The sequence below is a fragment of the Staphylococcus sp. MI 10-1553 genome (genome assembly GCF_010365305.1).
In the GTDB taxonomy this organism is placed as follows: domain Bacteria; phylum Bacillota; class Bacilli; order Staphylococcales; family Staphylococcaceae; genus Staphylococcus.
Map to the genome: position 1 here is coordinate 502,586 of NZ_CP048279.1, position 23,899 is coordinate 526,484.

The 23,899-nt window shown below is 37.4% G+C and carries 20 protein-coding genes; 12 read left to right on the forward strand and 8 right to left on the reverse strand.

Translation table 11 applies throughout. From position 1 onward, the window contains the following. Positions 1-191: 191 nt before the first annotated feature. From GZH82_RS02190 to GZH82_RS02215, 6 genes are all read left to right on the forward strand, one after another. On the forward strand, positions 192-920 hold the full coding sequence (locus tag GZH82_RS02190) for an epoxyqueuosine reductase QueH (RefSeq protein WP_162681110.1): 729 nt from the start codon (positions 192-194) through the stop codon (positions 918-920). Positions 921-1,023: 103 nt separating this feature from the next. Beyond that, positions 1,024-2,520 (forward strand): nickel ABC transporter substrate-binding protein, encoded by a 1,497-nt coding sequence (gene nikA / locus GZH82_RS02195; protein ID WP_162681111.1) that lies wholly within the window; start codon positions 1,024-1,026, stop codon positions 2,518-2,520. After that, positions 2,510-3,496: a nickel ABC transporter permease gene (gene nikB, locus GZH82_RS02200; protein WP_162681112.1), complete on the forward strand. Its 987-nt coding sequence runs from the start codon at positions 2,510-2,512 to the stop codon at positions 3,494-3,496. The genes nikA and nikB overlap by 11 nt, the downstream gene beginning before the upstream one ends. After that, positions 3,493-4,317, forward strand: coding sequence for a nickel transporter permease (nikC, locus tag GZH82_RS02205; RefSeq protein WP_162681113.1), 825 nt, complete (start codon positions 3,493-3,495; stop codon positions 4,315-4,317). The genes nikB and nikC overlap by 4 nt, the downstream gene beginning before the upstream one ends. Then, positions 4,310-5,077 (forward strand): ATP-binding cassette domain-containing protein, encoded by a 768-nt coding sequence (locus GZH82_RS02210; protein ID WP_162681114.1) that lies wholly within the window; start codon positions 4,310-4,312, stop codon positions 5,075-5,077. Before nikC ends, GZH82_RS02210 begins: the two co-directional genes overlap by 8 nt. 1 nt (position 5,078) lies before the next feature. Further along, positions 5,079-5,768 (forward strand): ABC transporter ATP-binding protein, encoded by a 690-nt coding sequence (locus GZH82_RS02215; RefSeq protein WP_162681115.1) that lies wholly within the window; start codon positions 5,079-5,081, stop codon positions 5,766-5,768. A 141-nt stretch (positions 5,769-5,909) separates the two neighbouring features. Here GZH82_RS02215 and GZH82_RS02220 read toward each other — a convergent pair whose 3' ends face one another. Then, a complete protein-coding gene (locus GZH82_RS02220) occupies positions 5,910-8,084 on the reverse strand; it encodes a bifunctional glycosyltransferase family 2 protein/CDP-glycerol:glycerophosphate glycerophosphotransferase (protein ID WP_162681116.1) in 2,175 nt (724 codons plus the stop codon). 194 nt (positions 8,085-8,278) lie between these two features. Between GZH82_RS02220 and GZH82_RS02225 the strand changes: the two genes are divergently transcribed. Together GZH82_RS02225 and GZH82_RS02230 are read left to right on the forward strand one after the other, a co-directional pair. Beyond that, a complete protein-coding gene (locus GZH82_RS02225) occupies positions 8,279-9,214 on the forward strand; it encodes an SDR family NAD(P)-dependent oxidoreductase (RefSeq protein WP_162681117.1) in 936 nt (311 codons plus the stop codon). A gap of 255 nt (positions 9,215-9,469) precedes the next feature. Further along, a complete protein-coding gene (locus tag GZH82_RS02230) occupies positions 9,470-11,989 on the forward strand; it encodes a glycosyltransferase (protein WP_162681118.1) in 2,520 nt (839 codons plus the stop codon). Positions 11,990-12,046: 57 nt separating this feature from the next. Here the strand turns inward: GZH82_RS02230 and GZH82_RS02235 are convergent, their stop codons facing one another. Genes GZH82_RS02235 through GZH82_RS02245 form a run of 3 tightly spaced genes read right to left on the reverse strand, consistent with a single transcriptional unit; the run spans position 12,047 to position 15,010 of the window. Further along, positions 12,047-13,546 (reverse strand): tripartite tricarboxylate transporter permease, encoded by a 1,500-nt coding sequence (locus tag GZH82_RS02235; protein ID WP_162681119.1) that lies wholly within the window; start codon positions 13,544-13,546, stop codon positions 12,047-12,049. A 12-nt stretch (positions 13,547-13,558) separates the two neighbouring features. Beyond that, a complete protein-coding gene (locus tag GZH82_RS02240; RefSeq protein WP_162681120.1) occupies positions 13,559-14,002 on the reverse strand; it encodes a tripartite tricarboxylate transporter TctB family protein in 444 nt (147 codons plus the stop codon). A gap of 18 nt (positions 14,003-14,020) precedes the next feature. Then, positions 14,021-15,010, reverse strand: coding sequence for a tripartite tricarboxylate transporter substrate binding protein (locus GZH82_RS02245; RefSeq protein WP_162681121.1), 990 nt, complete (start codon positions 15,008-15,010; stop codon positions 14,021-14,023). 257 nt (positions 15,011-15,267) lie between these two features. Between GZH82_RS02245 and GZH82_RS02250 the strand changes: the two genes are divergently transcribed. Next, on the forward strand, positions 15,268-16,107 hold the full coding sequence (locus tag GZH82_RS02250) for an AraC family transcriptional regulator (RefSeq protein ID WP_162681122.1): 840 nt from the start codon (positions 15,268-15,270) through the stop codon (positions 16,105-16,107). Here GZH82_RS02250 and GZH82_RS02255 read toward each other — a convergent pair. From GZH82_RS02255 to GZH82_RS02265, 3 genes are all read right to left on the reverse strand, one after another. Next, a complete protein-coding gene (locus tag GZH82_RS02255) occupies positions 16,052-18,310 on the reverse strand; it encodes an alpha-galactosidase (RefSeq protein WP_162681123.1) in 2,259 nt (752 codons plus the stop codon). The two genes, GZH82_RS02250 and GZH82_RS02255, sit on opposite strands and share 56 nt — an antisense overlap. After that, positions 18,291-19,700 (reverse strand): melibiose:sodium transporter MelB, encoded by a 1,410-nt coding sequence (gene melB / locus GZH82_RS02260; protein WP_343236269.1) that lies wholly within the window; start codon positions 19,698-19,700, stop codon positions 18,291-18,293. The genes GZH82_RS02255 and melB overlap by 20 nt, the downstream gene beginning before the upstream one ends. Positions 19,701-20,319: 619 nt before the next feature. Further along, on the reverse strand, positions 20,320-20,982 hold the full coding sequence (locus GZH82_RS02265; protein WP_162681124.1) for an NAD(P)H-dependent oxidoreductase: 663 nt from the start codon (positions 20,980-20,982) through the stop codon (positions 20,320-20,322). A 112-nt stretch (positions 20,983-21,094) separates the two neighbouring features. Between GZH82_RS02265 and GZH82_RS02270 the strand changes: the two genes are divergently transcribed. Both GZH82_RS02270 and GZH82_RS02275 read left to right on the forward strand, forming a co-directional pair. Further along, positions 21,095-21,958 carry a fructosamine kinase family protein gene (locus GZH82_RS02270; RefSeq protein WP_162681125.1) on the forward strand — a complete coding sequence of 288 codons (864 nt, stop codon included), beginning with the start codon at positions 21,095-21,097 and terminating at the stop codon, positions 21,956-21,958. Then, a complete protein-coding gene (locus tag GZH82_RS02275) occupies positions 21,945-22,391 on the forward strand; it encodes a DUF1648 domain-containing protein (RefSeq protein WP_162681126.1) in 447 nt (148 codons plus the stop codon). Before GZH82_RS02270 ends, GZH82_RS02275 begins: the two co-directional genes overlap by 14 nt. Positions 22,392-22,459: 68 nt before the next feature. Here GZH82_RS02275 and GZH82_RS02280 read toward each other — a convergent pair whose 3' ends face one another. After that, positions 22,460-23,062 (reverse strand): YIP1 family protein, encoded by a 603-nt coding sequence (locus GZH82_RS02280; protein WP_162681127.1) that lies wholly within the window; start codon positions 23,060-23,062, stop codon positions 22,460-22,462. A gap of 175 nt (positions 23,063-23,237) precedes the next feature. Here GZH82_RS02280 and GZH82_RS14150 point away from each other — a divergent pair, with 175 nt between their 5' ends. Beyond that, a complete protein-coding gene (locus GZH82_RS14150; protein ID WP_238989621.1) occupies positions 23,238-23,507 on the forward strand; it encodes a hypothetical protein in 270 nt (89 codons plus the stop codon). The last annotated feature ends 392 nt before the right edge of the window (positions 23,508-23,899 follow it).

The window sequence follows — 23,899 nt, forward strand, 5'->3', positions numbered from 1 at the left end:
AATATTTGAATGGGTTTATGTGGAATGTCTCGATTTATCATTATAGCAGTGATCCGATGTCGTGTTGGATGGCTGCTTTTTTATGGAAGAAAATCATCTGAAATGAAGAAAAGTTCGCCATACATTGTAAGAAATTTTGTGATATATTTGTTTTATTGAAAAGAGATAAGATTTCGAAGTGGGGGAGTCCTATGATTCAAGCGGAACAAATTTTAGAAAAAATGAAAAATCAAAAGATCAATTATGACAAAGTTTTACGTAAGATGATTGTCAATTGGGAACGTGAAAGTGAGCGTCCTTCAATTCTGTTACATAGTTGTTGTGCACCATGTAGCACGTATACGTTAGAGTTTTTAACGGAATATGCGGATGTGTCCATTTATTTTGCGAATCCGAATATTCATCCGAAAAATGAATATTTGCGACGTGCGCGTGTTCAAGAACAATTTGTGCGTGATTTTAATGAAAGAACAGGCAACAATGTCCGCTATATTGAAGCGCCATATGAGCCTCATGAATTTATGAAAATGGCGAAATCTCGTGGTTTGACAGAAGAACCTGAAGGCGGTGCGAGATGTTCGGCATGTTTTGGTATGCGTTTAGAAATGGTGGCAGAAGCGGCTGTAGAACTTGGCTATGATTATTTTGGCAGTGCGATTACATTATCACCGAAGAAAAATGCACAGTTGATTAATGAAATTGGTTTAGACGTGCAACAATTGTATGATGTGAAATATTTACCGAGCGACTTTAAGAAAAATAAAGGCTATGAACGTTCGATTACGATGTGTCAAGACTATGATATTTTCCGTCAATGTTACTGTGGCTGTGTCTTTGCTGCTCAACAACAAGGTATTGATTTCAAAACGATTAACCAACAAGCAAAGTTATTTTTAGAACAATTAGAAAATAAAAATTAAGGGTAACCAAAATAAATAGTTTTATATAGTGGATATTTTTCTGATATAATATTAGCGTTGATAGTGAGTTAGGCTAATTATAGAGAAAGAAGGCGCTTATCGTATGAGATTGAAATATTCACTCGCTGTTTTAACAACGACATCACTATTGTTGGCAAGTTGTGGTACAGGATCGGGGGATCGCAATGCTGACGAAAAGGTGTTAGATATTGAGATACCTTTGAAAACGACATCGATTGCTCCGTATGAGACAGATGTCTCTGTTAGAGCGGGCGCACTAGAGTCTTTATTCAAAGTATCCAAAGAGGGAGAAGTACAGCCTTGGTTGGCTAAAGATTTTAAACAGGTCTCTCCTGAAAAATTGGAATTAACGGTTAAAGATCATGTGACGTTCCAAAATGGTGAAAAATTAACAGGACAAAAAGTGAAAGAAAGTTTAGAACAAGCATTGAAAAAGAGCGATTTTGTAAAATCAACGTTACCGATTAAATCTATTGAAGCGGATGGTCAAAAAGTAACGATTACAACGAAAGAGGCTTACCCAGAGCTCGCTTCTGAATTGGCCAATCCGTATGTTGCTATTTTCGATGCGGATGCAAAAACAGATATTGATGCGAAGCCAGTCGGTACAGGTCCATATCAAATTAAAAATTACCAACGTTCTCAAAAGATTACGCTCAATCGCAATGATCAATACTGGCACGGTAAACCTAAACTTGACGGTGTGACTGTGACTTATCAAGAAGACGGTAATGCGCGTGTAAGTCATTTACAATCTGGTGAAGCGGATTTAATTACGGACGTGCCTGTCAATCGAGTGAAACAACTTGAGGATAAAGGTGATACAAAAGTGTCACATGTTTCCGGTTACCGTACGCAAATGATGATTTACAACATGGATAGTGACAAAATGACGCATGATGTTCGTGAAGCAATGGATAAAATTATTGATCGTCAAGCGCTGGCGAAAGATGTGTCAAATGGTTATGCGAAACCTGCAACGGGCCCATTTAATGATGATTTAGACTTTATTGATAATCATAAAGTGAAAAATCAAGATATTGAAGGTGCGAAAAAGTTAATGGAAGATGCGGGTTATAATGATGCGCATCCACTCAAAATTCAACTCGCGACATACGAAGGCCGTCCAGAACTTCCTAAAATGGCACAAGTGATTCAATCTGATGCGAAAAAAGCACATATTGATATTGAAATCCGCAATGTTGATGATATTGAAGGCTACTTAGAAGATCGCTCACAATGGGATGCGACGATGTATAGTTTTGGTACGATTCCACGTGGGGATACAGGTTACTTCTTCAACCAAGCGTTCCATGAAGATGGTTCAAGCAACAAAGGGGCATACAAAAATAAAGAAGTGACGGAAATGATTGACACATTGAATCATACTGTAGATAAAGCGCAACGTGAATCGCTCTCAAATGACATTATCGATAAAGCTGCACAAGATATTCCAGCAAGCTACATTACGTATAACGATACAGTAGATGGCATGAATAAAGATATAACGCACTTTAAAGCAACACCAGAAGGCATTTATTTAGTCGATGATAAGGTTGATATTCAAGATGCAAATTAAGCGTTTCGTGGGCTCAATCGTAAAAATGATCATCGTCCTATGGGTGCTGTCGACCCTTACATTCATTTTAATGAAAAGTACACCGGGTGACCCAGTCAATCAAATTTTGCATGTCGGGGAATCCAATATTTCACAATCGACTATAGAGGCAACACGTGCACAATATGGTTTAGATGATGCGTGGTTTGTTCAATATTTTCGTTGGATAAGACAAATTGTACAGTTCGATTTTGGGACAAGTTATCAAACAGGGCGTCCTGTCCTTCAAGAAATTGTCTTTTATGCACCGCCAACTATCACGATTGCGATTTTCACAATAATCGTGGTGATGGTGACTGCGCTCCCTTTAGGGGTTGTCGCAGCACGTCATCCGAACGGTAAACTTGATCGGACAATACGCGCCGTAACATCGGTGACAGTGAGTATTCCGTCGTTCTTTTTAGGGATGATTTTACTACACATTTTTGCGTTACATTTTAAAATTTTACCCGTGTCAGGTTACGGTTCGCCTGCACAATGGGTGTTACCGGTCATTGCGATGAGCATCGGAATGAGTGCGTATTACGTGCGTTTAATGCGTGCAAATGTGATGGATCTATATCGTAGTCGTGAAGTGGCAGCATCACGTTTAAGAGGTTTATCGGAGCGCTATATTTTTGTGACTGACATTTTAAAACCTGCACTCGTCCCTGTTGTAACCATTTTAGGACTTTCTATTGGGAGCTTAATCGGTGGTACAGTCGTCATTGAAAATGTATTTGGTATTCCTGGGATTGGGCAGTTTTTAGTCGACAGTATTCGTGCGAGAGATTATCCAGTCATTCAAGGGATTGTGCTCATGTTAGGCATTATCGTTGTGCTGTCTAATTTGGTGAGTGATGCGATTGTTCTCTTTTTAGATCCGAAACAGCGCTACTTGAAGTCCGGCGATGGTGATGTACACACGCAAACGTCAACATACGAGGTGTCGCAATGATGAAGCAGTTACGACAATTACCAAAAATGGTATGGGTATGCGCGCTGTACGTCGTGTTACTCCTCATTGCACAATTTTTTGTTTCAACACAATCTGCATTAGAAGTGAAGTTGAGTGATCAGTTTTTACCAATGAGTTCGATGCATTGGTTAGGAACAGATGACTATGGGCGTGACTTGTTCGCACGCCTTATTATCGGTGCACGCTATACGCTGCTCGTGAGTTTAGTGACAATTGTAATGACGGTCGTTATCGGTGTGCCTATCGGTATGATTGCGGGATTTTTCAAAGGGAAAGTCGAAAAAATCATCATGCGCATCGTCGATATCGGTCTCAGTATTCCAGAATTTGTGCTTATTATTGCAATGGCGAGTTTGTTGAAGCCGAGTATTTGGAATATCGTTTGGGCGATGGTGTGGTTACGTTGGATGACGTATACAAGATTAACCCGTACGATTGTGGCGAGTATTCGTGATATGGACTATATCCGTATGGCAAAATTGTACCGAGTTCCGACGTTTCGCATTATGTTACGTCATTTTGTTCCACATGTTTTACCTTCTATTTTAGTCGTAGCGACAGTAGATTTCGGGAAAAACATTCTCTACATTTCATCGTTATCATTTTTAGGATTAGGGGCACAACCCCCATCACCGGAATGGGGCGCGATGTTAAATGCAGGTCGGGATTTCATGACATCCAATCCGATACTGCTGTTTGCGCCAGCTGTGATGATTGCTGTGACGATTTTAATCTTCCAATTGACTGGCGATGCGTTACGCGATCATTTTACACAAGAGGAGCATCGTGGACATGAATAAGTTATTAGACATAAACAACTTAACTGTACGACAAGGTGAACGGCATGTCATTGAAAGTCTCGATATGACCCTTTATGCTTCAAAAGTGAACGTCCTCATCGGTGAAAGTGGTGCGGGGAAAAGTATGTTGATTAAAGCGTTGCTCGGTGCTTTACCAGAACCTTTTGAAATGACGTACGATGAATGGCATTATCACGGAAAAAGTGTCACATCATTGAAACCATATCTAGGCAAACAAGTCGGGTACATTTCACAAGATTATACGCACAGTTTTAATGACCATACACCGATTGGAAAGCAGCTCATTCGGATTTATCGTCAGCATTACAAAGTATCACGTCAAGAAGCGTCGCACCAAGTTCAAAAAGCACTTCAATGGGTGGGATTAGAGCATCTCGATATGCGTAAACGTTATCGCTTCATGCTGTCAGGAGGGCAACTGGAACGCGTCCTCATTGCGAGTGTTATGATGTTAGAACCGACACTCATTATCGCAGACGAACCTACTGCTGCATTAGATGCTGTTACAGGTCACCAAATCATGACATTGTTGCACCACCTTGCTGAAGCACACGACGTCACGTTATTCGTCGTGACGCATAACTTAACCCATGTGAAACGATTTAGTGATTATCTTTATGTGTTGCAACACGGGCGTATCGTGGATCATGGTGATGATGTCTATTTCAAATCTGCAGACATCCATCCGTACAGTGCGCATTTATTCGAACATCGAAGTCAGTTAAAGCAAGGTGAGTGAGATGATTAAATTAGAACATATAACCGTGCAATATAAAAAGGTCACCGCTTTAGATGATGTGTCATTAGAAGTCGGACCGCATGAAATAGTTGGAATCGTCGGTGAAAGTGGGTCTGGAAAATCAACATTAGCGCATGTGATGTTAGGTGAATTGCGAGCCCAACAAGGTCAGGTCGCATCAACATTTCAGCGTGTACTGCCGATTTTACAACATGCCATTTACGCATTTAATCCTAAGATGACAATAGCGCGTGCATTAAATGAAGCATTGGCTTTTGATGCATCACAGCGTAAAGCACATCAACACTATCGTGATGAATTGATTGCGTCGATGGGATTGTCTCATGAGTTGATGAAGCGGTATCCGAATGCATTGAGTGGGGGACAATTGCAACGTTTCAATGTCATTCGTACATTAATGTTGCAACCAGATTTGTTGATTTGTGATGAGATTACAGCAAATTTAGATGTCATTGCAGAAGATCGAATGGCCCAGCAATTAAAACGACATGTCGAACGGACACATTGTGCTATGGTCGTCATTTCTCATGACTTGGCGTTTTTACAAAAATGGGTCTCACGGATTGTAGTAATGCATCAAGGGCGTGTCGTCGATGCTTTTCCAATAGATGAATTATTTAATGAAGCACGCGATGATTATACGAAAGCGTTGTTGTCGATTTATGAGTGATCGGCATGAGTTAGGACCATTGATCTGATTGTGGCAACACTGTAATCGCAGTTTGATGTTGGAAAGAGAGATAGCGATACATGAATGCCATTATATATGAAAGAAGCTGAGACACAATTACGTATTCTCAGCTTTTTTCTATTAATCTAAACTTTTCTGAATTTCATTATATATCATGTCGCCAATATACTGTGATGCACGTCCATTTTCGTTTGAACAAAAACGTTGGTGAAATGCTTCAATCTTGTCTTGGTACGTTTCACGAATTTGATCAATATTTTTTAAACCTTCAATTAATGCGTCTGGATTTGTGTAAATAGGGCCTGGCAAATCAGTATGGTAATTGATGTAAAAGCCACGTAATTCTGACGCATATTTTTCAATATCATAAGGAAAGAACAGTTGTGGACGCTTCAAAATACCATAATCAAACATCACTGAGGAGTAATCCGTGATTAAACAGTCACTAATTAAGTACAACTTCGAAATGTCATTATAATTCGACACATCAATCGCAAAATCTTCATAGCCTTTAAGTGACAATTGATTCGAAATAAAGTAATGCATTCTTAATAAGATAACGTGCGTATCTCCAAACTGCTCATAAAATTGTTGTAGGTCAAAAGGCAAATCGAATGTGTAATGACCTGCTTCTTTATATTCATCATCACGCCAAGTCGGTGCATACAACACGACTTTTTTATCTTTAGGAATATGCAATTCATCCTTGACTTGTTGTTGCAAAATAACATCGTGTTCATGATTCACTAAAATATCATTACGTGGATAACCAACTTCTAAAATTTTGTCTTTATCCATCCAGAATGCAGATTGAAAAATTTCAGTAGAATATGAGTTTGGTGAAATCAAGTAATCCCAACGTCGAGTAGCAGCATAGAAATTCCTCTTATACAGTTCTGTTGTAGTTCCAGGAAGACGTACCTGTTTCATATCATTTGCAAGTCGCTTCAAAGGCGTACCATGCCACGTTTGAATATATGTTTGATTTGACTTTTTTTCTAAATATAACGGAAGTCTTGAGTTAGAAACCCATACCCGCGCTTTTTTGAAAATTTTATAATAATCTGAGCTTCCTTTTTGAATTTTTTGGATATCACTCGGGAGCGTTGTGTCGTTAATATCCTTGAAAATCCAGTAATAGTTGAGCTGAGGATACGTTTTCTTCATGTACTCATAAACATATTTCGGACTATCACTATAATGTTTGCCACCAAAAGACTCAAATACAATCGTGTTATTTAGGACGCTTTTAGGTGAGTTGAATAATCGATATTGTGCAAGATGATATTGTGGACGTCGTAATAGAATAATCTTCATAAGACGAATGAAATATCGGAAACGATTCATTTTCCATGCCAACTTGTACCATTTTCGATTGAGTAAGCGCATTTCAATTTTGAAAAGCACGGCTTTCTCTTTTTTTAATACTGGACGAAGTGTACGAGACAAATCGCTTAACGTATGCTGAATTTGACGATAACGTTGTTGAATATCTTTATGATTAGGGTCCATATCTTTGCGAATGGTTGTAAGCATATGATTGAGCAAAAACTGTTGAATGTTGCCATTAAAACTTTTTTTTAACGCAACTTTAAACGCACGAACATATTCTGGAAAATAGTCTGCGAATGAATGATTGGAAAAGGGCTGTTTTAAAAAAGGGTCGAACACTTCACCACGATGGTAAAAAGGTAGGCCCTGCATGAAAGTGTAAGTTGAAATATGTTTTAAGTAATCAATTAAAAATGACCAATCGGCATAATGGCTTAAAGTTGTGTTAAATGTTATATTAAACTTTTTTACAGTGTCTGTGCGAAATACGAAATTAGAAGCTGAATGTTGCTTTAAAATAAAGGCTTCATTACCTTGTACATCACCTTGTGCGATTACAAGATTGGAATCAACGTTTTGAACTGGAAGGTCTAACGTAAAATTATCAATTTTTGAAAACAACACATCAGACTGGCTCACGTAATTCATGTAGGTTTCTATCGTATAAGGCATTAAAGTGTCATCAGCATCTAAGAACATGAAATAAGGTGTGTATACTTTAGATATACCGACATTTCTAGCATAAGCATGCCCTTGATTTTGATTGAGTTTGATATATTCTAACTCTTTGTTATACTTTCCTAATGCGCTTTGTAATTTCGCGTCGGTTTGATCTGTTGAACCGTCATTAATGATGATGAGATTAAAGTCTTGGTATGTTTGTTTCTCAAGTGATTTGATTGTCTTTTCAATGTATGATTCAGCATTAAATATCGGGACAATAACAGTTAGTAAATTATTCATAAACTCCCTCATTCTTTCATATATGTCGTATATTGCTAAAGCTTGCAGTTACAGCTTCTAACAAAGATATAATGATTTACAATTATCAACAACTATTTTACAATAGATTAATAAAAAATAAAATGGTATAGTCAAGGGTGCATTATAATAAAAGTATCAAACGATTTTACATATTATTAAGGAGGAAATGAAAAATGAAAGTATTGATTACGGGTGGTGCTGGATTTATCGGTTCACATGTTGCAGAACACTTTATCAAACAGCAACACGATGTATACGTAGTTGACAATTTGAGTAGTGGTTATAGAGCAAACATTCCGTTTATTGATGATGACCATTTCTTCCACACCGATATTAGAAATTACGATGAAATTGAAAGCATTATTCAAACACATCAATTTGATATCATTATACATTTAGCAGCGGTAGTTAGCGTCGTGGATACTGTAGAAAATCCTGAAGAATCAAATGATGTCAACATTTCAGCGCTTGTCCACTTACTTGAATTATGTCGAAAACACCTCAGCCACCTTAAAAAATTTATATTTGCTTCATCAGCAGCAGTTTATGGTAACGAGACGACTTTGCCTAAAAGTATTAATAGTCACATTCAACCCGAGTCACCTTATGCAATTCAAAAGTATAGTAGTGAACAGTATGTGAAACTGTATCATACGTTATATCACTTGCCAACAACATCCCTGCGTTTTTTTAATGTGTATGGACCGAAACAAGATCCACAATCACAGTATTCAGGTGTGTTGTCTATCATGAAAAACTGTTTTGATCATGACAAAACGTTTACTTTCTTTGGAGATGGAGAACAAACAAGGGATTTTGTATATGTTAAAGATATAGTGCAAGCCGTTCAAGTCGTTTTAAAACAGCAAGCTTCTGATGGACAAGTATACAACGTCGGAACATCTCAGCCAACATCATTATTAGCCATATATAAAACTTTTGTTAGTTTATATCAAAAGGAGATACCGGTTGCATTTGCTGACCCTAGAGATGGAGATGTTAAACATTCGTATGCTGATATTGAACCATTGAAGCAATTAGGGTTCTTAAACCGTTACACCCTACAAGAAGGTCTTGATGAATACTTAAAGTTTGAAATGAATCATTAGTCATAACTATTAAAACTTTATTAAGTATTTGTAAATCAGGTAATGTAAGGCTATAAAGTCGTGCTTAATCAGTCCTAACTACAAGGTTGTGACTGATTTTTTCTGATATGGAGAGTATAAGTGGCAAAAAATTTTCATCACAATCGGAAGTCGAGAAAATGGCTGATACGTGAGACAAGCTGATTTGATAGGATGATGTTAAAGAAATAATCATTCAGAAATATTAACATTTTTAATAAAAGGAGAACATAGACGATGAATAAGCGTTTCAAGAAAGTGCTATCTAATCAATTATCTAGGAAATATAAATTTGCAACTTCACCCATTTTAAATCTGATCAAGTCAAAGTATCAAAGAAAAGTGAGTAAATATGCGCAATTGTATCAAAAAAACTCTGTCAAACCTCATCAAATTATCTATCAAGTTAGAGATGGTAAAAGCATCACAGACAGCCCTTACGCCATTTTTCTAAAATTAAATTCAGATAAGCAATTTATTAAATATCAACATATATGGGTCGTCGACCACCCTAATAAATTGCGTTATTATAAGAAGCAGTTCAAAAAATTTAATAATGTTTCATTTGTGATTAAGGAGTCTGATGAATATCTTCAAGCATTAACAGAAAGTAAGTTTATTATTAATAATGCGACTTTTCCTGCTTATTTCACAAAAAAGCCTGAACAAGTGTATATTAATACATGGCATGGGACGCCTTTAAAACATATGGGATTAGATGTAGCAGACAATTTAAGAGGTACGCAAAATACGATAAAAAACTTTTTAGCTTCAGACTACATTATTAGTCCAAATGCGCACACGACACGAATTTTTGAACGAGCATTTAAATTAAATGGTTTATATAACGGTGAAATTTTAGAAATGGGTTATCCACGTATAGATTTGACGCTTAATACGTCTACAAAAGAAGCGAGAAAATATTTAGCTGAAAATCTCAATGTAAAGGGAAAACCTATTTTACTATACTGTCCCACATGGCGAGGGAAAAACGTTAATGATCCAGAAGACAGTTTGTTAAATGTTTTTGAAGAAATTCAATTACTAAACCAAAAGCTACCTTATCAAGTTTTAGTTAAAGTGCATCCTTTTGTGTACAGTAAGGCTAAAGAGATGCCAGAACTTAAACCGTATTTGGTGCCTGACTTTTTAGATACGAATCAATTGATGCCAGCAGTTGATTTAATGATTACCGACTACTCAAGTATATTTTTTGATTTTCTTGTTACGGATAAACCAATCGTGTTTTACGTTCCAGATTTAAAAATGTATCAAAGTGAACGTGGCGTTTATATAGAGCCGTCAGACTTACCTGGTCCAGTCACAGATACAATTCAAGAAGTCATTGAAATGATTCAGGACGAAACATACCGTCATGCTAGTGTTCGAGATAAATATTTGAAATTTAAGCATCAATTTGTAGGCTACGAAGACGGACGAGTCACAGAGCGTTTTATTGAGAAGGTGTTTTTAAACCCACAAAACCAGTCGCTAAAAACGATGCAGAACAATAAAAAGAAGAAATTATTACTTTATCCTGGTGGAATGAAGAATAATGGTATTACAACGTCTGTAATGAACTTGTTATCGAACATTGATTATCAAAAATATGATGTAACCATTTTTCTTAATAATACAAACAACAAGGAACAGTTAAACAATCTACAAAGTATTGATGATCGCGTACGTATTATTTTAAGAAAAGGCCCAATGATTTCTACTTTAAAGGAAAAATATCAAAATGAATTTGTTCGACAAAGAGGGATTTACAAGCCTTTTGAAAAGCGTTTATACCCGAAAGCACTTTTTGAACGCGAATTCAGAAAGATATTTGGAAACTCTGAATTTGATTATGCAATTGATTACAGTGGCTATGCGATGTTCTGGTCAAATCTTATATTAGCGAGTGGAGCTAAAAAGAAATACATCTTGTTGCATAGTGATATTAAGTCTGATATGGAGAGAACAGTAAAAGGGAAGCGTCCACACTATCAAAACTTGAAAGGTGTTATTTCTCTTTATCCCTATTTTGATAAATTAGTGAGTGTTTCAGAAGCAACGAAAAAACTTAATCAGTCCAACTTTGGTGGTCTCAAGTTGAAAAATCGCCATATTGCTTCAAGAAATACAATAAATATTGAAAAGATCAATCAGCTTGTGGATGATGATAGTGATTTATTTGAAAAAAATGGGAAACCTGTATTAGCAACATTAACAGAGGGAGGCATGGAAGCGATTGAATTTTCTCAAGATGACTTCAAAATTGTATCGGTAGGTCGTTTATCGCCAGAAAAAGGTTTTGATATACTCATTAAAGCTGTTGCTGAGTTGAGTCCGAAGTATCCACAGTTGAAGTTATACATTTTAGGAGATGGACCATTGAAGGGGACGTTGAAAAATCTTGTCGAGCAACTCGGTTTACAAAATCATGTTTACTTCTTGGGTCAACGTCGTAATCCATTTTATATTGTGAAACGCGCAGATGTATTTGCACTCACTTCTCATTACGAAGGGCAATCTATGGTAATTTTAGAAGCGTTGACTGTAGGGACCAATGTACTCGCTTCAGACATTATCGCTAACCGTTATGTGCTTGAAGGTGAGAAGTACGGTATGTTAGTAGAAAAGAATGAAGCTGATATTGCTAAAGGTTTAGAGCAATTTATTAATGGTACGAACAAAAATTATGCGAAGTTTGATGCCGTTGCATACAATGAAGAAACAATCCAAGAGTTTTATTTGTTATTAGAGCAATAAATGCATTAAAAAAGAGGGTGAGCTCATACTGAGTGCCCTCTTTTTTTCATCTTAACATTAATTTGAAGATGTTTTTTTCTTCAACAGTTTCATGATGAATGGATAGAATAATGCTAATACAGTCATCATTGTTAAAACAATCGCAATCGGTGAACCGAAGAAAATGTCACCGAGATGATTATGACTCGTAATTAAGCTTTTACGGAAGTTTTGTTCCATATCTGAGCCGATAATTGATGCTAAAATGAGCGGTGCAATTGGGAAATCTAGTAATTTTAATAATAGGCCAATGATGCCGAAAATTAATAAAATGTAGAAATCAATGACACTATAACTCAATGTGTACGTGCCGAGAAAGGCGAGTACTAAAATGATTGGATAAAGTGTTTTCGGTGGTGTTTTTAATATTTTTAATAACAGACCAATCATCGCGATATTAATAATGACTAAGAAAATATTACCGATAAACATACTATTGACGAGTGTCCATACCATTTCGGGTTGTTTCTCGAATAGGAGTGGTCCAGGTTGTAAACCGAGCATCACGACTGCACCGAGAATCACGGCTGTCGTTCCTGACCCAGGGACCCCCATCGTTAATAATGGAATGAGTGAACCGACTGAAGCGGCATTATTCGAAGCTTCAGGTGCAGCTACCCCTTCAATAGCACCTTTACCAAACTTTTTACCATTTTTAGAAAATTGTTTTTCAGTCGCATAACTGAGTAAGGAAGCTACTGATCCACCCGCACCAGGTAAGACCCCGATAAGGAAGCCAATGGGACTTTGTCTTAACATCGTCCAGCGCGTCCGTTTCCAATCTTCTTTCGTTAATTTCATCGAGCCTAAATCACTTTTTGGAGGCGCTAATGTATCTAAATGCATGTAGTTGTAGAGTACTTCAGCGACTGCGTAGACTCCGATAATTATAACTAGAAAGTCGACGCCTTCGCTTAAATGCGTCACATCAAAAGTGAAACGGTACACACTGGTTTGTAAATCAACGCCAATCGTACTCATCATTAAACCGATAGACATGGCGATAAACCCTTTGACCATTTTACCGAGCGATAATGTGACGACCATGGACAATGTGAATAAGAACAAGACGAAATATTCACGTGGTCCAAAGTGCAGGGCAAATTCGGATAACGGCTTAGCAAGAAGAATAAAGCCAATGACTGAAAAAAGTCCGCCAAACAGTGACGCCACAGCTGAAATGGTTAAAGCTTTACCGGCCTGATGATTGAGTGTCATCGGATAACCATCAAATGTCGCAGCAATAGCAGACCCGTCCCCTGGTGTATTGAGCAAGATCGAACTTCTGGAGCCCCCATACATCGCCCCGTAGTAAATCGAAATCATCAAAATCAAGGCACTGACCGGATTCATCCCAAATGTGACAGGAATCAGTACAGCCACCGCTGTCGCAGGCCCTAAACCGGGTAACATCCCTACGACTGTGCCGAGAAAGCCGCCAATGAGAATCCACATTAAATTCATCGGTTGGAAGGCAGTTGAGAGCCCTTCCCAGAAACTATTGATATCGATACCCATATGACCGCCTCCTTATGGCAAACTCACGTCTAACAGCTGTGCAAAGGTATACCATGCGACACCTGAAAAGACGATAGCGACGATTAAATTTTTTAGCCAATGTTGAAAGCCATTGACTAGAAACATCACTGCTGCAAGAAATAATGCTGTTGAAATTAAAAAGCCGATGCGTTCAAAAATGACTGTATAAATCAGGATAAATAAACAAGTCAGACCAATGCGTTTCAGGACGAGTGGTGTTAAAAATGCTTTAAATTCATTGAACGACACATTTTTATCACGAAGCATTTGAAAAAAGTAAATGATACTCATCACAATCAATAAACACGCGATAAGAATTGGAAAATATTTTGGACTTTGAGGATCACCAATTCTAGAAATCGGTAAATTGAGAGAGAGGAGTAAGTAGATAACGCCAATAATGAAGCAAACGATAGGCGCAATAAGTCGTACCATTTTTGATTCCCCCTTTGTTTAAAAACCAGCGTCTTGAATCAGTTGTTCATATTTTTTCTGTTGCTCGTTTAAAAATTTTTCTGATTCATAGCTGTCTTTGTAAAATGCATCCCAGTTTTTGTTTTTGCGAATTGTCTCCCACTGTTTTGATTGAACGACTTTTTTCATGGTGTCATTCCAATAAGCACGTTCTTCTTTCGTCATATTTTTAGGTCCCATAACGCCGCGCCAATGTGGGAAGACCATGTTTAAACCTTGTTCTTTCCAAGTCGGGACATCTTCTAAGCCTTTCACACGTTGATCAGAAGTTGTGGCCAACACTTTAAGCTTGCCTGCCTGATGTTGCGTTTTCACTTCAGAGACTGCTGTTGAAGCGATATCCACGTGGCCACCGAGGAGTGCGGTTTCTAAATCACCACCACTTTTATAAACGAGAAAGTCTAAATTTTTCACGTCGACCCCGTACGCTTTTGCGGCTTGTACAAAAGCAAGATGATCGTTATTCCCTAGACCAGGTGCCACACCAATCGTTAATGACTTCGGATCGGCTTTCAATTTTTCCATCACTTCTTTACCAGAAGATAGGTGAGACTGATTAGAAGCGGATAAACTGATCCATTCCGTCGCTAAAATTGCAATCGGTGTAAAATCTTGGTGACGCAAATCACTTAAGCCAAGTTCGTGGTTGGAAAGTAACAAACTTGAATTAATTGCGATAGATGTAGGTTGGCGTTCACTGAGATATTGCCAGCCCACCTCGCCACCGCCACCTGGTTTGTTGACGACTGTAATATTTTGATCAGTCAGTTTTTTATCTTGCATAATTTTTTGGATTGCGCGTGCAGTCGCATCCCAGCCCCCACCAGGTGAAGCAGGTGCAATAATTTCTACTGTGCGATTAGGAAATTTTTGGCTACTTGATGTCTGAGGTTTGTCTTCTTTATCGTTATTCGTACAAGCCGCCAAAATGAGCACAAGGCCCATGAAACATGTCACGAGTTTTCGCATAACTCCATACCCCCTTTATATGTGACAATTAGTTATATTTTATCATAATATTCAGAATTATAGAGGTTGGATTCAAATGATATACTATTGTCAACATTATTTTGGTTTTGGTTATCAATCAAAGTTTTAAAGGATATTGGGAAGGAGCTAAGTGGAGTAACAAACAGCTTTGATTGTTTTGCAGCTAAATGACAATTGTTCATTAATGGCAGAGATGTATATAATGAAATTGAAGTTCTTTTGAAAAGGTGATGGCTATGGGGAGAAATCGTGTTGTATCGAATGAGAGAACGAACTTATTTAATGATATTCATTTTTTGTTTGCTGGAGAAGAATATTGTGATTCAGGCTATCAATTTGGACCGGCAGTGAGACCTAATTTTATTATTCATTTTATTGTTTCAGGGAAGGGGTATTACCAATTTGATGGACAAACGTATCAGCTTTCACAAAATCAAGGCTTTGTTATTTTTCCAGACAAATTGACGACGTATTGGGCTGACGAAGAAGATCCGTGGCATTATGTATGGATTGGATTTACTGGTACGAAAAGTCACCAATATATGACAGAGGTCGGTGTTTCTTTAGAATATCCAATTATAAAATTAACACATATGAATCAATTTCAAAGACTGATCAATACAATTTTAAATCGGCAAGATGAAGTAATGACACATTTTTATTTCCAAAGCGTATTGAATCAAGTTTTTCATGATATGCGTGTGCATCGAGATGATCCTTTACATCAAATTGAAAATAAAAAGTACAGTCAATATACGCACCAAGTCTTGCATTATATTGAAAATCATTATACACATCCATTTACTGTCACAGATATGGCAAAAGACTTATTTGTTAATCGCTGTTATTTGAGTCGTGTATTTAAAGAAGAAACCGGGATGACCCTCAAAGATTATATGAATCACTTTCGTATCACAAGAGCGAGAGACTTATTGATTATAACCAATTATAGTTATACAGATATCGCTCAGCAGCTTGGATACGAAAGTTATAACAGTTTTTATAAAATGTTTCGTAAAATTACAGGTGAGACACCTTCTGTTTATCGTCATGGTCAGCATTTAGAATCTCTTTAATCTCGAATAACCAAGAGTCAAAATCATATGTTTTATGTTCACCGTTACGTAATTCGCCGTAACTTGTATCAGGTATATCAAAACCAATGTTCATTAATGCCGCACCAGATAGTGTTTGATTAATATTTGAAACATGATAATAACGTTGTGGATCAAGTCCTGAAAGTTTAATGCGCTTTTTGCCGATATTAATGATATTGAGATGTTTATAAACCGCTAACAATGCAGATGTTTGTTTATCATCCACGACCATCCAAGCGGTATAATTGTGCTTGCTTGGATTGAGTAATCTATAAAAGCGACCATATTGTAATAACTTACGGTATTGTTTAACGAACTGTACTTGCGTATTCATGATTTCAAGTTCATTTGGATGCATTTGAGATAAATCAAGTTCATAGCCAAATACACCAAAATAGGAAACGTGACCGCGCGTTTGTAATGATATGTGTCGATGTTCTTGTTCGTTAGGTGACTGAGAGACATGGGCACCCATTGTATTGGGTGGATAAACATATGACGTGCCATATTGAATAAATTGACGTTGATAGGCATCTGTATTGTCACTCGTCCAAATTTGAGGTGTGTAGTACAGCATACCTAAATCAAAGCGACCACCACCACTTGCACAAGATTCAATCAACACATGTGGAAACTTCTGAGTCAAACGGTCTAATAATTGATATAAACCTAATATATAGCGATGGTAAACTTCTCCTTGTTGATTTGTATCTAAATAAGAAGAGAACACATCAGTCATTGAACGATTCATGTCCCACTTGATATACCGAATCGGGGACGAACTTAATATTTCTGATAAAGCATCATCAATATACACAATGACATCTGGGTTGGTATAGTCGAGTACATATTGAAAACGACCATGGGCTGCTGAACGATGAGGAACTTTGATGACCCATTCCGGATGCGCCTGATAGAGCTCGCTTTTTTTGCTCACCATTTCCGGTTCAACCCATAACCCAAAGTCCAGTCCGAGTGCATTGATTTGGTTAACTAAGTGAGGAAGTCCATGAGGCAACTTTTTCTTGTTTATTGTAAAGTCTCCAAGGCCTTCATGATCACTTTGTCGATTGCCAAACCAACCATCATCTAAAACAAACATTTCAATGCCGATAGCCTTTGCTTGTTTTGCAATCGTTAATAATTTATCTTCCGTAAAGTCATAATAAGTCGCTTCCCAGTTGTTCACTAAGATAGGGCGTTCATATTGTTGCCAACGTGCTGCAGTTAGTCCCATACGAATGAGTTGATGAAAATGGTGACTCATCCCATTGAAGCCACTATCACTCATAACTATAAAAGCTTGTGGTGTTGTAAATGTCGAGCCAGGTGCGAGTTCCCACATAAAGTGATCTGGATGTATACCGATTTGTGCGCGGAGTTGATTAAAATTGTCGACTTCAACTTGTCCGATAAAATTACCACTATAGGCAAGTGCGAATCCATAAACAAAACCTTGATGTTCAGTTGTATGGGATTCAGACAATGCGAAAAATGGATTGTGAAGATGACTTGAATGTCCACGCAAAGATTGGATTTTAAATGTGCCAACACCTAAAGACTGTTCCGTTACATGTCTTTCACGACCCCATGCGCCACTGAGATGCGTTAATTTATAGTCTGCGCAAGGAAAATCAACGCTTAAACTTAATGCCTTTGAAAGTTGTAAGTGCATCTCTCCAGAATTTTTAAATACTACATGCCTTGCTATTACATTCATATTTGAAAGGATAACGTAATACAGTTGTACTTCAAGACCACTTTCTGCATCGATTAAATCAATCATTAATGTTTGCCCTGAAACTTGATTATCACGGATATGAGGAAGCCCATCCAATTGTGGGAGGGCATTCAAAACTTGATAACCGTGATATTCTAGTGTAGTGAGTGGACTGTTATTCGGGAGTATGACTTCGAAAGCAGGATCTCGAAAATCACCTGTTCCAAAATTTGGATATTCCATGAATGCATGTTCGTATGAAAAGGTTGTATCATTTTCTCTCGGATAACAAGCAACAGGACGTGATTGTTGGTGAACTAAAAACGTATAATCATCATCTTGGACAGCAGGCCCCGTATACAATTGAACTGGCAATTCTGTAGGGCCAATATAAAAAATATAACTCATCTCGCCATTGGTTAAATGGAATTGACGTGTTGCTTTAGAGATGTGTATCGTCATAGTTCTCCTCCTTTAAAGCTTGTTTTTTTCTATAGTTGAGTGTTTTCACGATGTCATTTAAGAAGTCTCCTTTTAAGTGATATGCATATTTATAAATTAAGTAACTGATGATAATAAAGATAATGGGCATACCCACCATTAAAAAGCGAATCCCATTTTGTGTAAATGTTGTTTGTTCTACATTTGGAACATAGTGGAATAGAGCTAATCCCCAACCAATAATAAATCCTGAAAAAGCCATTGCTGTTTTAACTAAAAATGTTTGTGTAGATGTAATAATACTTTCATTACGTTGACCGAATTTCATTTCGCTATAGTCTATAACGTCTGCGATTGAAACTGTAATAATACCCCAAATTAAACCGAAAGATAATTTAATTAAAGCTGTGCCGATAATTACTGGATAAATCGATTGCGGTATGATAAAACCAGCGAATAGTAAAACGAGTAAACCTAAAATAATCATCACAGTGGCGAATGGATATACTTTTTCACGTGTAATCGTTTTAGAAACTTTCGGGAAAATTAAAAGACCGAACATTTCAACGAAGCCTAATGCGTTAAAAAGTGCAAATAAATGTTTAGATTTCACAACATAATTAAAATAATACAGTAGCGTCGTTGATAAAAATTGAGTTGCTAAGAAGAAGCACAGAATTGTCCCGATATAGGCGAGTAATTCTTTGTTTTTAAAGAGAATACGCCAAATATCTTTGAAGCGGACTTTAATGCCTTCACCTACATTGGTTGGTGCTTCGTTAACATTTTTTACAGTTAAAGAAATCGTCACAATGAAAATAACTGTAAGGATAAAAACATAAACAAAGAAACCAGGAATTTGATCGCCTTCTTTTTGACCAAACCATGTACCTAAAAAATAAATAAATGTTAGGCCGAGTGTACCATTAATCAAATTTGCTGAACTTGCAAATATACGAGGAATAATGGATATTTCTTCACGTTCAACAGGATTGTTAGTCAGGTTTGGCAACCATGACCAGTAAGGAACATCCATCATTGTATAAGTCATTCCCCACAAAATATAAATAATGGAGACATAGACGTATAACGATGTACCTTCGAAATGAAAAGGTGTAAATAGCAAAATAAAGAAGATGCTATTAACTAACGTACCAATTAAAATCCATGGACGGAATTTTCCCCAACGCGTGCGTGTGTTATCAATCACCATCCCCATAATCGGATCGTTAATTGCATCCCAAATACGTGCAACAAAGAATAAAGTTCCCACAAAAGCAGCACTTATTCCTAAAATATCGGTAAGGTAGAACATAATGTAAATATTTACAAACCCTACAACGATATCTTTACCGAAAGCACCGAAACCAAACGAATATTTTTCTAATGTGCTCACTTGTCTTTTCATCATAATCACCTCATTTTTTTAAAGCCATTATAAAAAATATGAGAAGTGCCAGATAGGTGTGTTTGTGAGGGAGATATTGCCATTTGTTACTTTTAGAAAGCGTTTTCATAAAAGGGAGATTATATGTTGGTGAATTGTTCGCTCATCAAACAGAGAATATTTTATAAAGTGTAATTTGATGGAATCGTGATATGTATAAGACTTTTAGGTTGATTTGTGTTGTACGATTATCAATGATTTATAGATATAATATTTGGAGATGTCTTATCATAAAATAATAGTATTGCATATTGGTAGGGGATATAATAACGAGGTCGTCTATCTCTCAGACGTCAAATGGGCGTAGAGAGGAGGTGTTTATTATGGGGGGAATCCTTCTGAATGGCCTAACCACAATTGTTAGTGGTTGCTTTATCGCGTATTATGCGCATTGCTACGTAAACGCGATAAAAATAGGCGACAATGACAATAGCCACACCTAAAGAATCCCCTCACTATTCGGGTAGTGAGGGGATTGGTGTTTATTATGTTGGATTCCTTATAAGCAAATATTAATCTATAAATTCATATTTGTCAACGACTGTAAATATTGATATAAGTCATTCATCGTATGTTATGACGATTAGACCCAATCAATGACGTCTTCCTTGCTACGGCGTGTTTTGGCACGTTTTGGTTCTTCCTCGCGATAACCAAATGCCACCATAACTGATGGTGCATATTCTGCATCATCGAAATAGCCTTTTTCAGATAAAATACGTGATACTTCATCGTATTGAAAACCTTCAATTGGACATGAATCGATGCCTAAAAATGCTGCAGATGTCATCATATTCCCAAGTGCAATATAGGTTTGTTTACTCGCCCAGTCCCATAATGCACGATCGCTTTCGTAAAGGTGTAAGTTGTCGTTTTGGAATGCGGATGTTTTCTCACTCATTTGTTCAATCATATCCGTATCCATTTGTTTCACATCGCGTAATATTTTTTGGACGTATTCATTTTCTGGACGTACATTTTTACGTGCTAAAATTAATACGAAATGACTCGCTGTTTCTAATTGCCCTTGAGCACCCCAGCTCATCGGTTTGAGTGCTTCACGCATTTCAGGGTCTTGAATGACTAAAAACTTCCAAGGTTCAAGACCAAGTGAACTTGGTGACAGACGTCCTGTTTCTAAAATTGTATCGAAATCAGCGTCTTCAATTTTACGACTTGCATCAAAACGTTTTGTAGCAAAGCGATAATTAAATGTATCTAGTAACATTTGGCGTTTATCTTCCATTTGTTGCAACTCCTTTAAGTAGTATCATACAATGATAGTATAGATGACTTTAAATCGACGTTAAAATAGTTTGTTTGAATTCAATTTCAAAAGAGAAAAGGGGTTGAATGTCATGAATGAAAAATGGTATCACACGTTACCACTCGACCATATCCAATCGATTGAACCAGTCAGCGGTGGTGATGTCAATCAAGCTTTTCGTGTAAATACGAATGAAGGTCCTTACTTTTTGCTGATTCAACCAGGTCGAAATGCGTCATTTTACGATGCAGAAATAGCGGGTCTCGAAGCGTTTGAAGCAGCGGGTGTGACGGCGCCGAGAGTCATTGATCAAGGACAGGTTGATCATGATGCCTATTTATTACTGAGCTATTTAGACGAAGGACAAAGTGGCAGTCAAGAAGCGCTCGGAAAATTAGTTGCTCAACTGCATCAAACACATGAACGAGAAGGTCGATTTGGATTTCATTTGCCTTATGAAGGTGGGGATATTCAATTCGATAATACGTGGGCAGACGATTGGCAAACGTTATTTTTAAAACAACGGATGGATCCACTTGCTGAATTGATTCGTCAGCGTCAATTGTGGTCTGATTCGGATGATGCCTTATTTGAAAAAGTTTATGGTTTAATGGCAGACACGCTAGCCCAACATGAGAGTGCCCCGTCTTTGTTACATGGTGATTTGTGGGCAGGAAATTATATGTTTTTAACAGATGGTCGTCCCGCGCTGTTTGATCCTGCGCCTTTATACGGCGACCGCGAATTTGACTTAGGAGCAACGAAAGTTTTTGGTGGGTTCAGCCCAGCATTTTATGAAGCATATGATACAGCCTATCCACTCGCTGAAGGGGCGACGTTACGCATTCGATTTTACGAGTTGTATTTGTTGCTTGTCCATTTAGTGAAGTTTGGCACGATGTATTTAGGGAGTGTCAGAACAACGATGGAGGAAATTGTAGATGAAGCAAATTAATCGATGGATTCCAGTTTTGTGGTTGGTTTCTATCGCGATATTAGCGGTATTTTATACGCAACTCCCTGCACAAGTAGGTACACATTTGAACATTAATGGTGATGTAGACGGATGGGGTGCGAAAAGTCAATTATGGATTTTACCGATGATATTTCTGGTTATCTGGTTTTTTCTATCTTTGTTGCTACACTATGCGCCAGTATGGGAACGTGCTATTCAAGGAAAAACAGTTGAAAAAAGTCGGTCACAACGTCAAGATGTTTTGCTCATTTTAGTTATCGTACAATTGACGGTATGGGTGCTTTACACGGTGTATCTGATTTATCTGATGAATGGTAAAGAAGGGGTACCGTTTTGGCTCATGTGGCTCGCGTATCTCGTCATCGGATTGACAGTGGTGGTTCGTATCGTCCGTGTATTTAAGCGAAATTAAGCATAATAACGATAAGAAAGAGGCTGAGACATTAAGTTTTCCCAGTCTCTTCCTATTTTATGTATGCTTTATGCAGCGATTGCGGTAAATATGACACATAGGATGAACATCGCAGCGCCTAATATCCAAGACCACTTAGCAGACAGGTGCCCATTAGAATGAAGCATAACCCCGAATAGCCACCCTCCTAAGACATTCGTTAAACTCAATGCACTTAAAAATGTGTTTCCGGGTGCGAAAATATTAAGCGAATCAATTTTGACTGTTGTCATATCCAAATGGAATAACACTTGGATGGCACTGATAATAATAGTGGCACATAATATCGCGTTATAGTAACGTAATACGCCGCCGAACATCCCTTTTTTAGAGAGTGCTTTCTTGAAAATCTTATAAATGATTAGTGTGATGCCGAAAGTGATACCAATAAAAATAATGCTCCCGATGATGACCCCAATGATGCCGACCACCATGATGATAGGTGCGGATTGTTGTGCTTGTGCTTCCGTTAATCCTTGTTCAATGAGCTGTTGGGTGTAATCGACAGTGAAAGCAGACAGTGCAGCTTGGATGATGATTAAAACTAGGAATAATAAAACTTTCTTCCATATATGAGGTTGTGTTCTATCTCTGTTAAAAGCTTCTATATATAACGGTTTTGAAAATGCCATAGACCTGCCTCCCGTAAAAGTGTTAAAAATAGTATAGCACTTAATAATATAATTTTATACTTTAATCATGATATTGTGTAAGTTTTGTCATATTTTAGAATTTTTACTTGAAATACAAAAAAGCCTCTAACAATGTGATAGTATTAAGATAATCTTTTTGAGGAGGCAAACAAAGTTGGTCAAGACAAATCTACCTCTATTCCAACATTTTGAAGACCTACGCAACCATCCCACATGGAAAGTGAAAGCAATTTTAATGATGCTTGTTACACGCATTCATGCGTTTTTGTTAAAAATTGACACGGATAATACAACGCTGTTAGAAGGTTTTGGTTATTCAAAAGAAGATATTGAAGAGTTCCATCAAATTCATGGGTTCGCTGATACGATGAGTAGTTTGATGGGGGATGGATTTGTTTTTTGTTTACATTTGTCGTATTTATGATGTTTTCTAAACTGTTGCACTCCGATGTTTCGACCCAAACGATATTATCTGCCTCATTCAGTCATTCGCTTATTGTGACGTCGGTTGCTTTAGTATTTGTATGTATTCAACTTATCTTTCATTTACCATTTCCTACATATAACATCACAAGCCTGAATATTTTTCTACCAGGGAATATATACTTAGCCGCTTTTGATATACAAACGATATTCAAAGGCTATGTGACATTTATCGTTTATTATGCGACAAGTCGTTTGTCTTTGCGTGCTTGTTAACCATCGCATTGACGATATTACTTGCGTTAGGTTCAGCGGCTATAGAAGACACGATACTCAGTTTAGCCGGAGAATTGTAGACGGTCTGTTCTATATAAATTTTATTGTGTTTTTAAA

What these genes read in the sequence shown, in the direction of transcription:
- nikB (WP_162681112.1), top strand. Translation starts at nt 2,510, where the DNA reads ATGCAAATTAAGCGTTTCGTGGGCTCAATCGTAAAAATGATCATCGTC.
- GZH82_RS02245 (WP_162681121.1), bottom strand. Translation starts at nt 15,010, where the DNA reads ATGCGAAAACTCGTGACATGTTTCATGGGCCTTGTGCTCATTTTGGCG.
- GZH82_RS02250 (WP_162681122.1), top strand. Translation starts at nt 15,268, where the DNA reads ATGGGGAGAAATCGTGTTGTATCGAATGAGAGAACGAACTTATTTAAT.
- GZH82_RS02210 (WP_162681114.1), top strand. Translation starts at nt 4,310, where the DNA reads ATGAATAAGTTATTAGACATAAACAACTTAACTGTACGACAAGGTGAA.
- GZH82_RS02265 (WP_162681124.1), bottom strand. Translation starts at nt 20,982, where the DNA reads ATGGAAGATAAACGCCAAATGTTACTAGATACATTTAATTATCGCTTT.
- GZH82_RS02240 (WP_162681120.1), bottom strand. Translation starts at nt 14,002, where the DNA reads ATGGTACGACTTATTGCGCCTATCGTTTGCTTCATTATTGGCGTTATC.
- GZH82_RS02215 (WP_162681115.1), top strand. Translation starts at nt 5,079, where the DNA reads ATGATTAAATTAGAACATATAACCGTGCAATATAAAAAGGTCACCGCT.
- nikC (WP_162681113.1), top strand. Translation starts at nt 3,493, where the DNA reads ATGATGAAGCAGTTACGACAATTACCAAAAATGGTATGGGTATGCGCG.
- GZH82_RS02235 (WP_162681119.1), bottom strand. Translation starts at nt 13,546, where the DNA reads ATGGGTATCGATATCAATAGTTTCTGGGAAGGGCTCTCAACTGCCTTC.
- GZH82_RS02270 (WP_162681125.1), top strand. Translation starts at nt 21,095, where the DNA reads ATGAATGAAAAATGGTATCACACGTTACCACTCGACCATATCCAATCG.
- GZH82_RS02220 (WP_162681116.1), bottom strand. Translation starts at nt 8,084, where the DNA reads ATGAATAATTTACTAACTGTTATTGTCCCGATATTTAATGCTGAATCA.
- GZH82_RS02280 (WP_162681127.1), bottom strand. Translation starts at nt 23,062, where the DNA reads ATGGCATTTTCAAAACCGTTATATATAGAAGCTTTTAACAGAGATAGA.
- melB (WP_343236269.1), bottom strand. Translation starts at nt 19,700, where the DNA reads ATGATGAAAAGACAAGTGAGCACATTAGAAAAATATTCGTTTGGTTTC.
- GZH82_RS02190 (WP_162681110.1), top strand. Translation starts at nt 192, where the DNA reads ATGATTCAAGCGGAACAAATTTTAGAAAAAATGAAAAATCAAAAGATC.
- GZH82_RS02230 (WP_162681118.1), top strand. Translation starts at nt 9,470, where the DNA reads ATGAATAAGCGTTTCAAGAAAGTGCTATCTAATCAATTATCTAGGAAA.
- GZH82_RS02225 (WP_162681117.1), top strand. Translation starts at nt 8,279, where the DNA reads ATGAAAGTATTGATTACGGGTGGTGCTGGATTTATCGGTTCACATGTT.
- GZH82_RS02255 (WP_162681123.1), bottom strand. Translation starts at nt 18,310, where the DNA reads ATGACGATACACATCTCTAAAGCAACACGTCAATTCCATTTAACCAAT.
- nikA (WP_162681111.1), top strand. Translation starts at nt 1,024, where the DNA reads ATGAGATTGAAATATTCACTCGCTGTTTTAACAACGACATCACTATTG.
- GZH82_RS02275 (WP_162681126.1), top strand. Translation starts at nt 21,945, where the DNA reads ATGAAGCAAATTAATCGATGGATTCCAGTTTTGTGGTTGGTTTCTATC.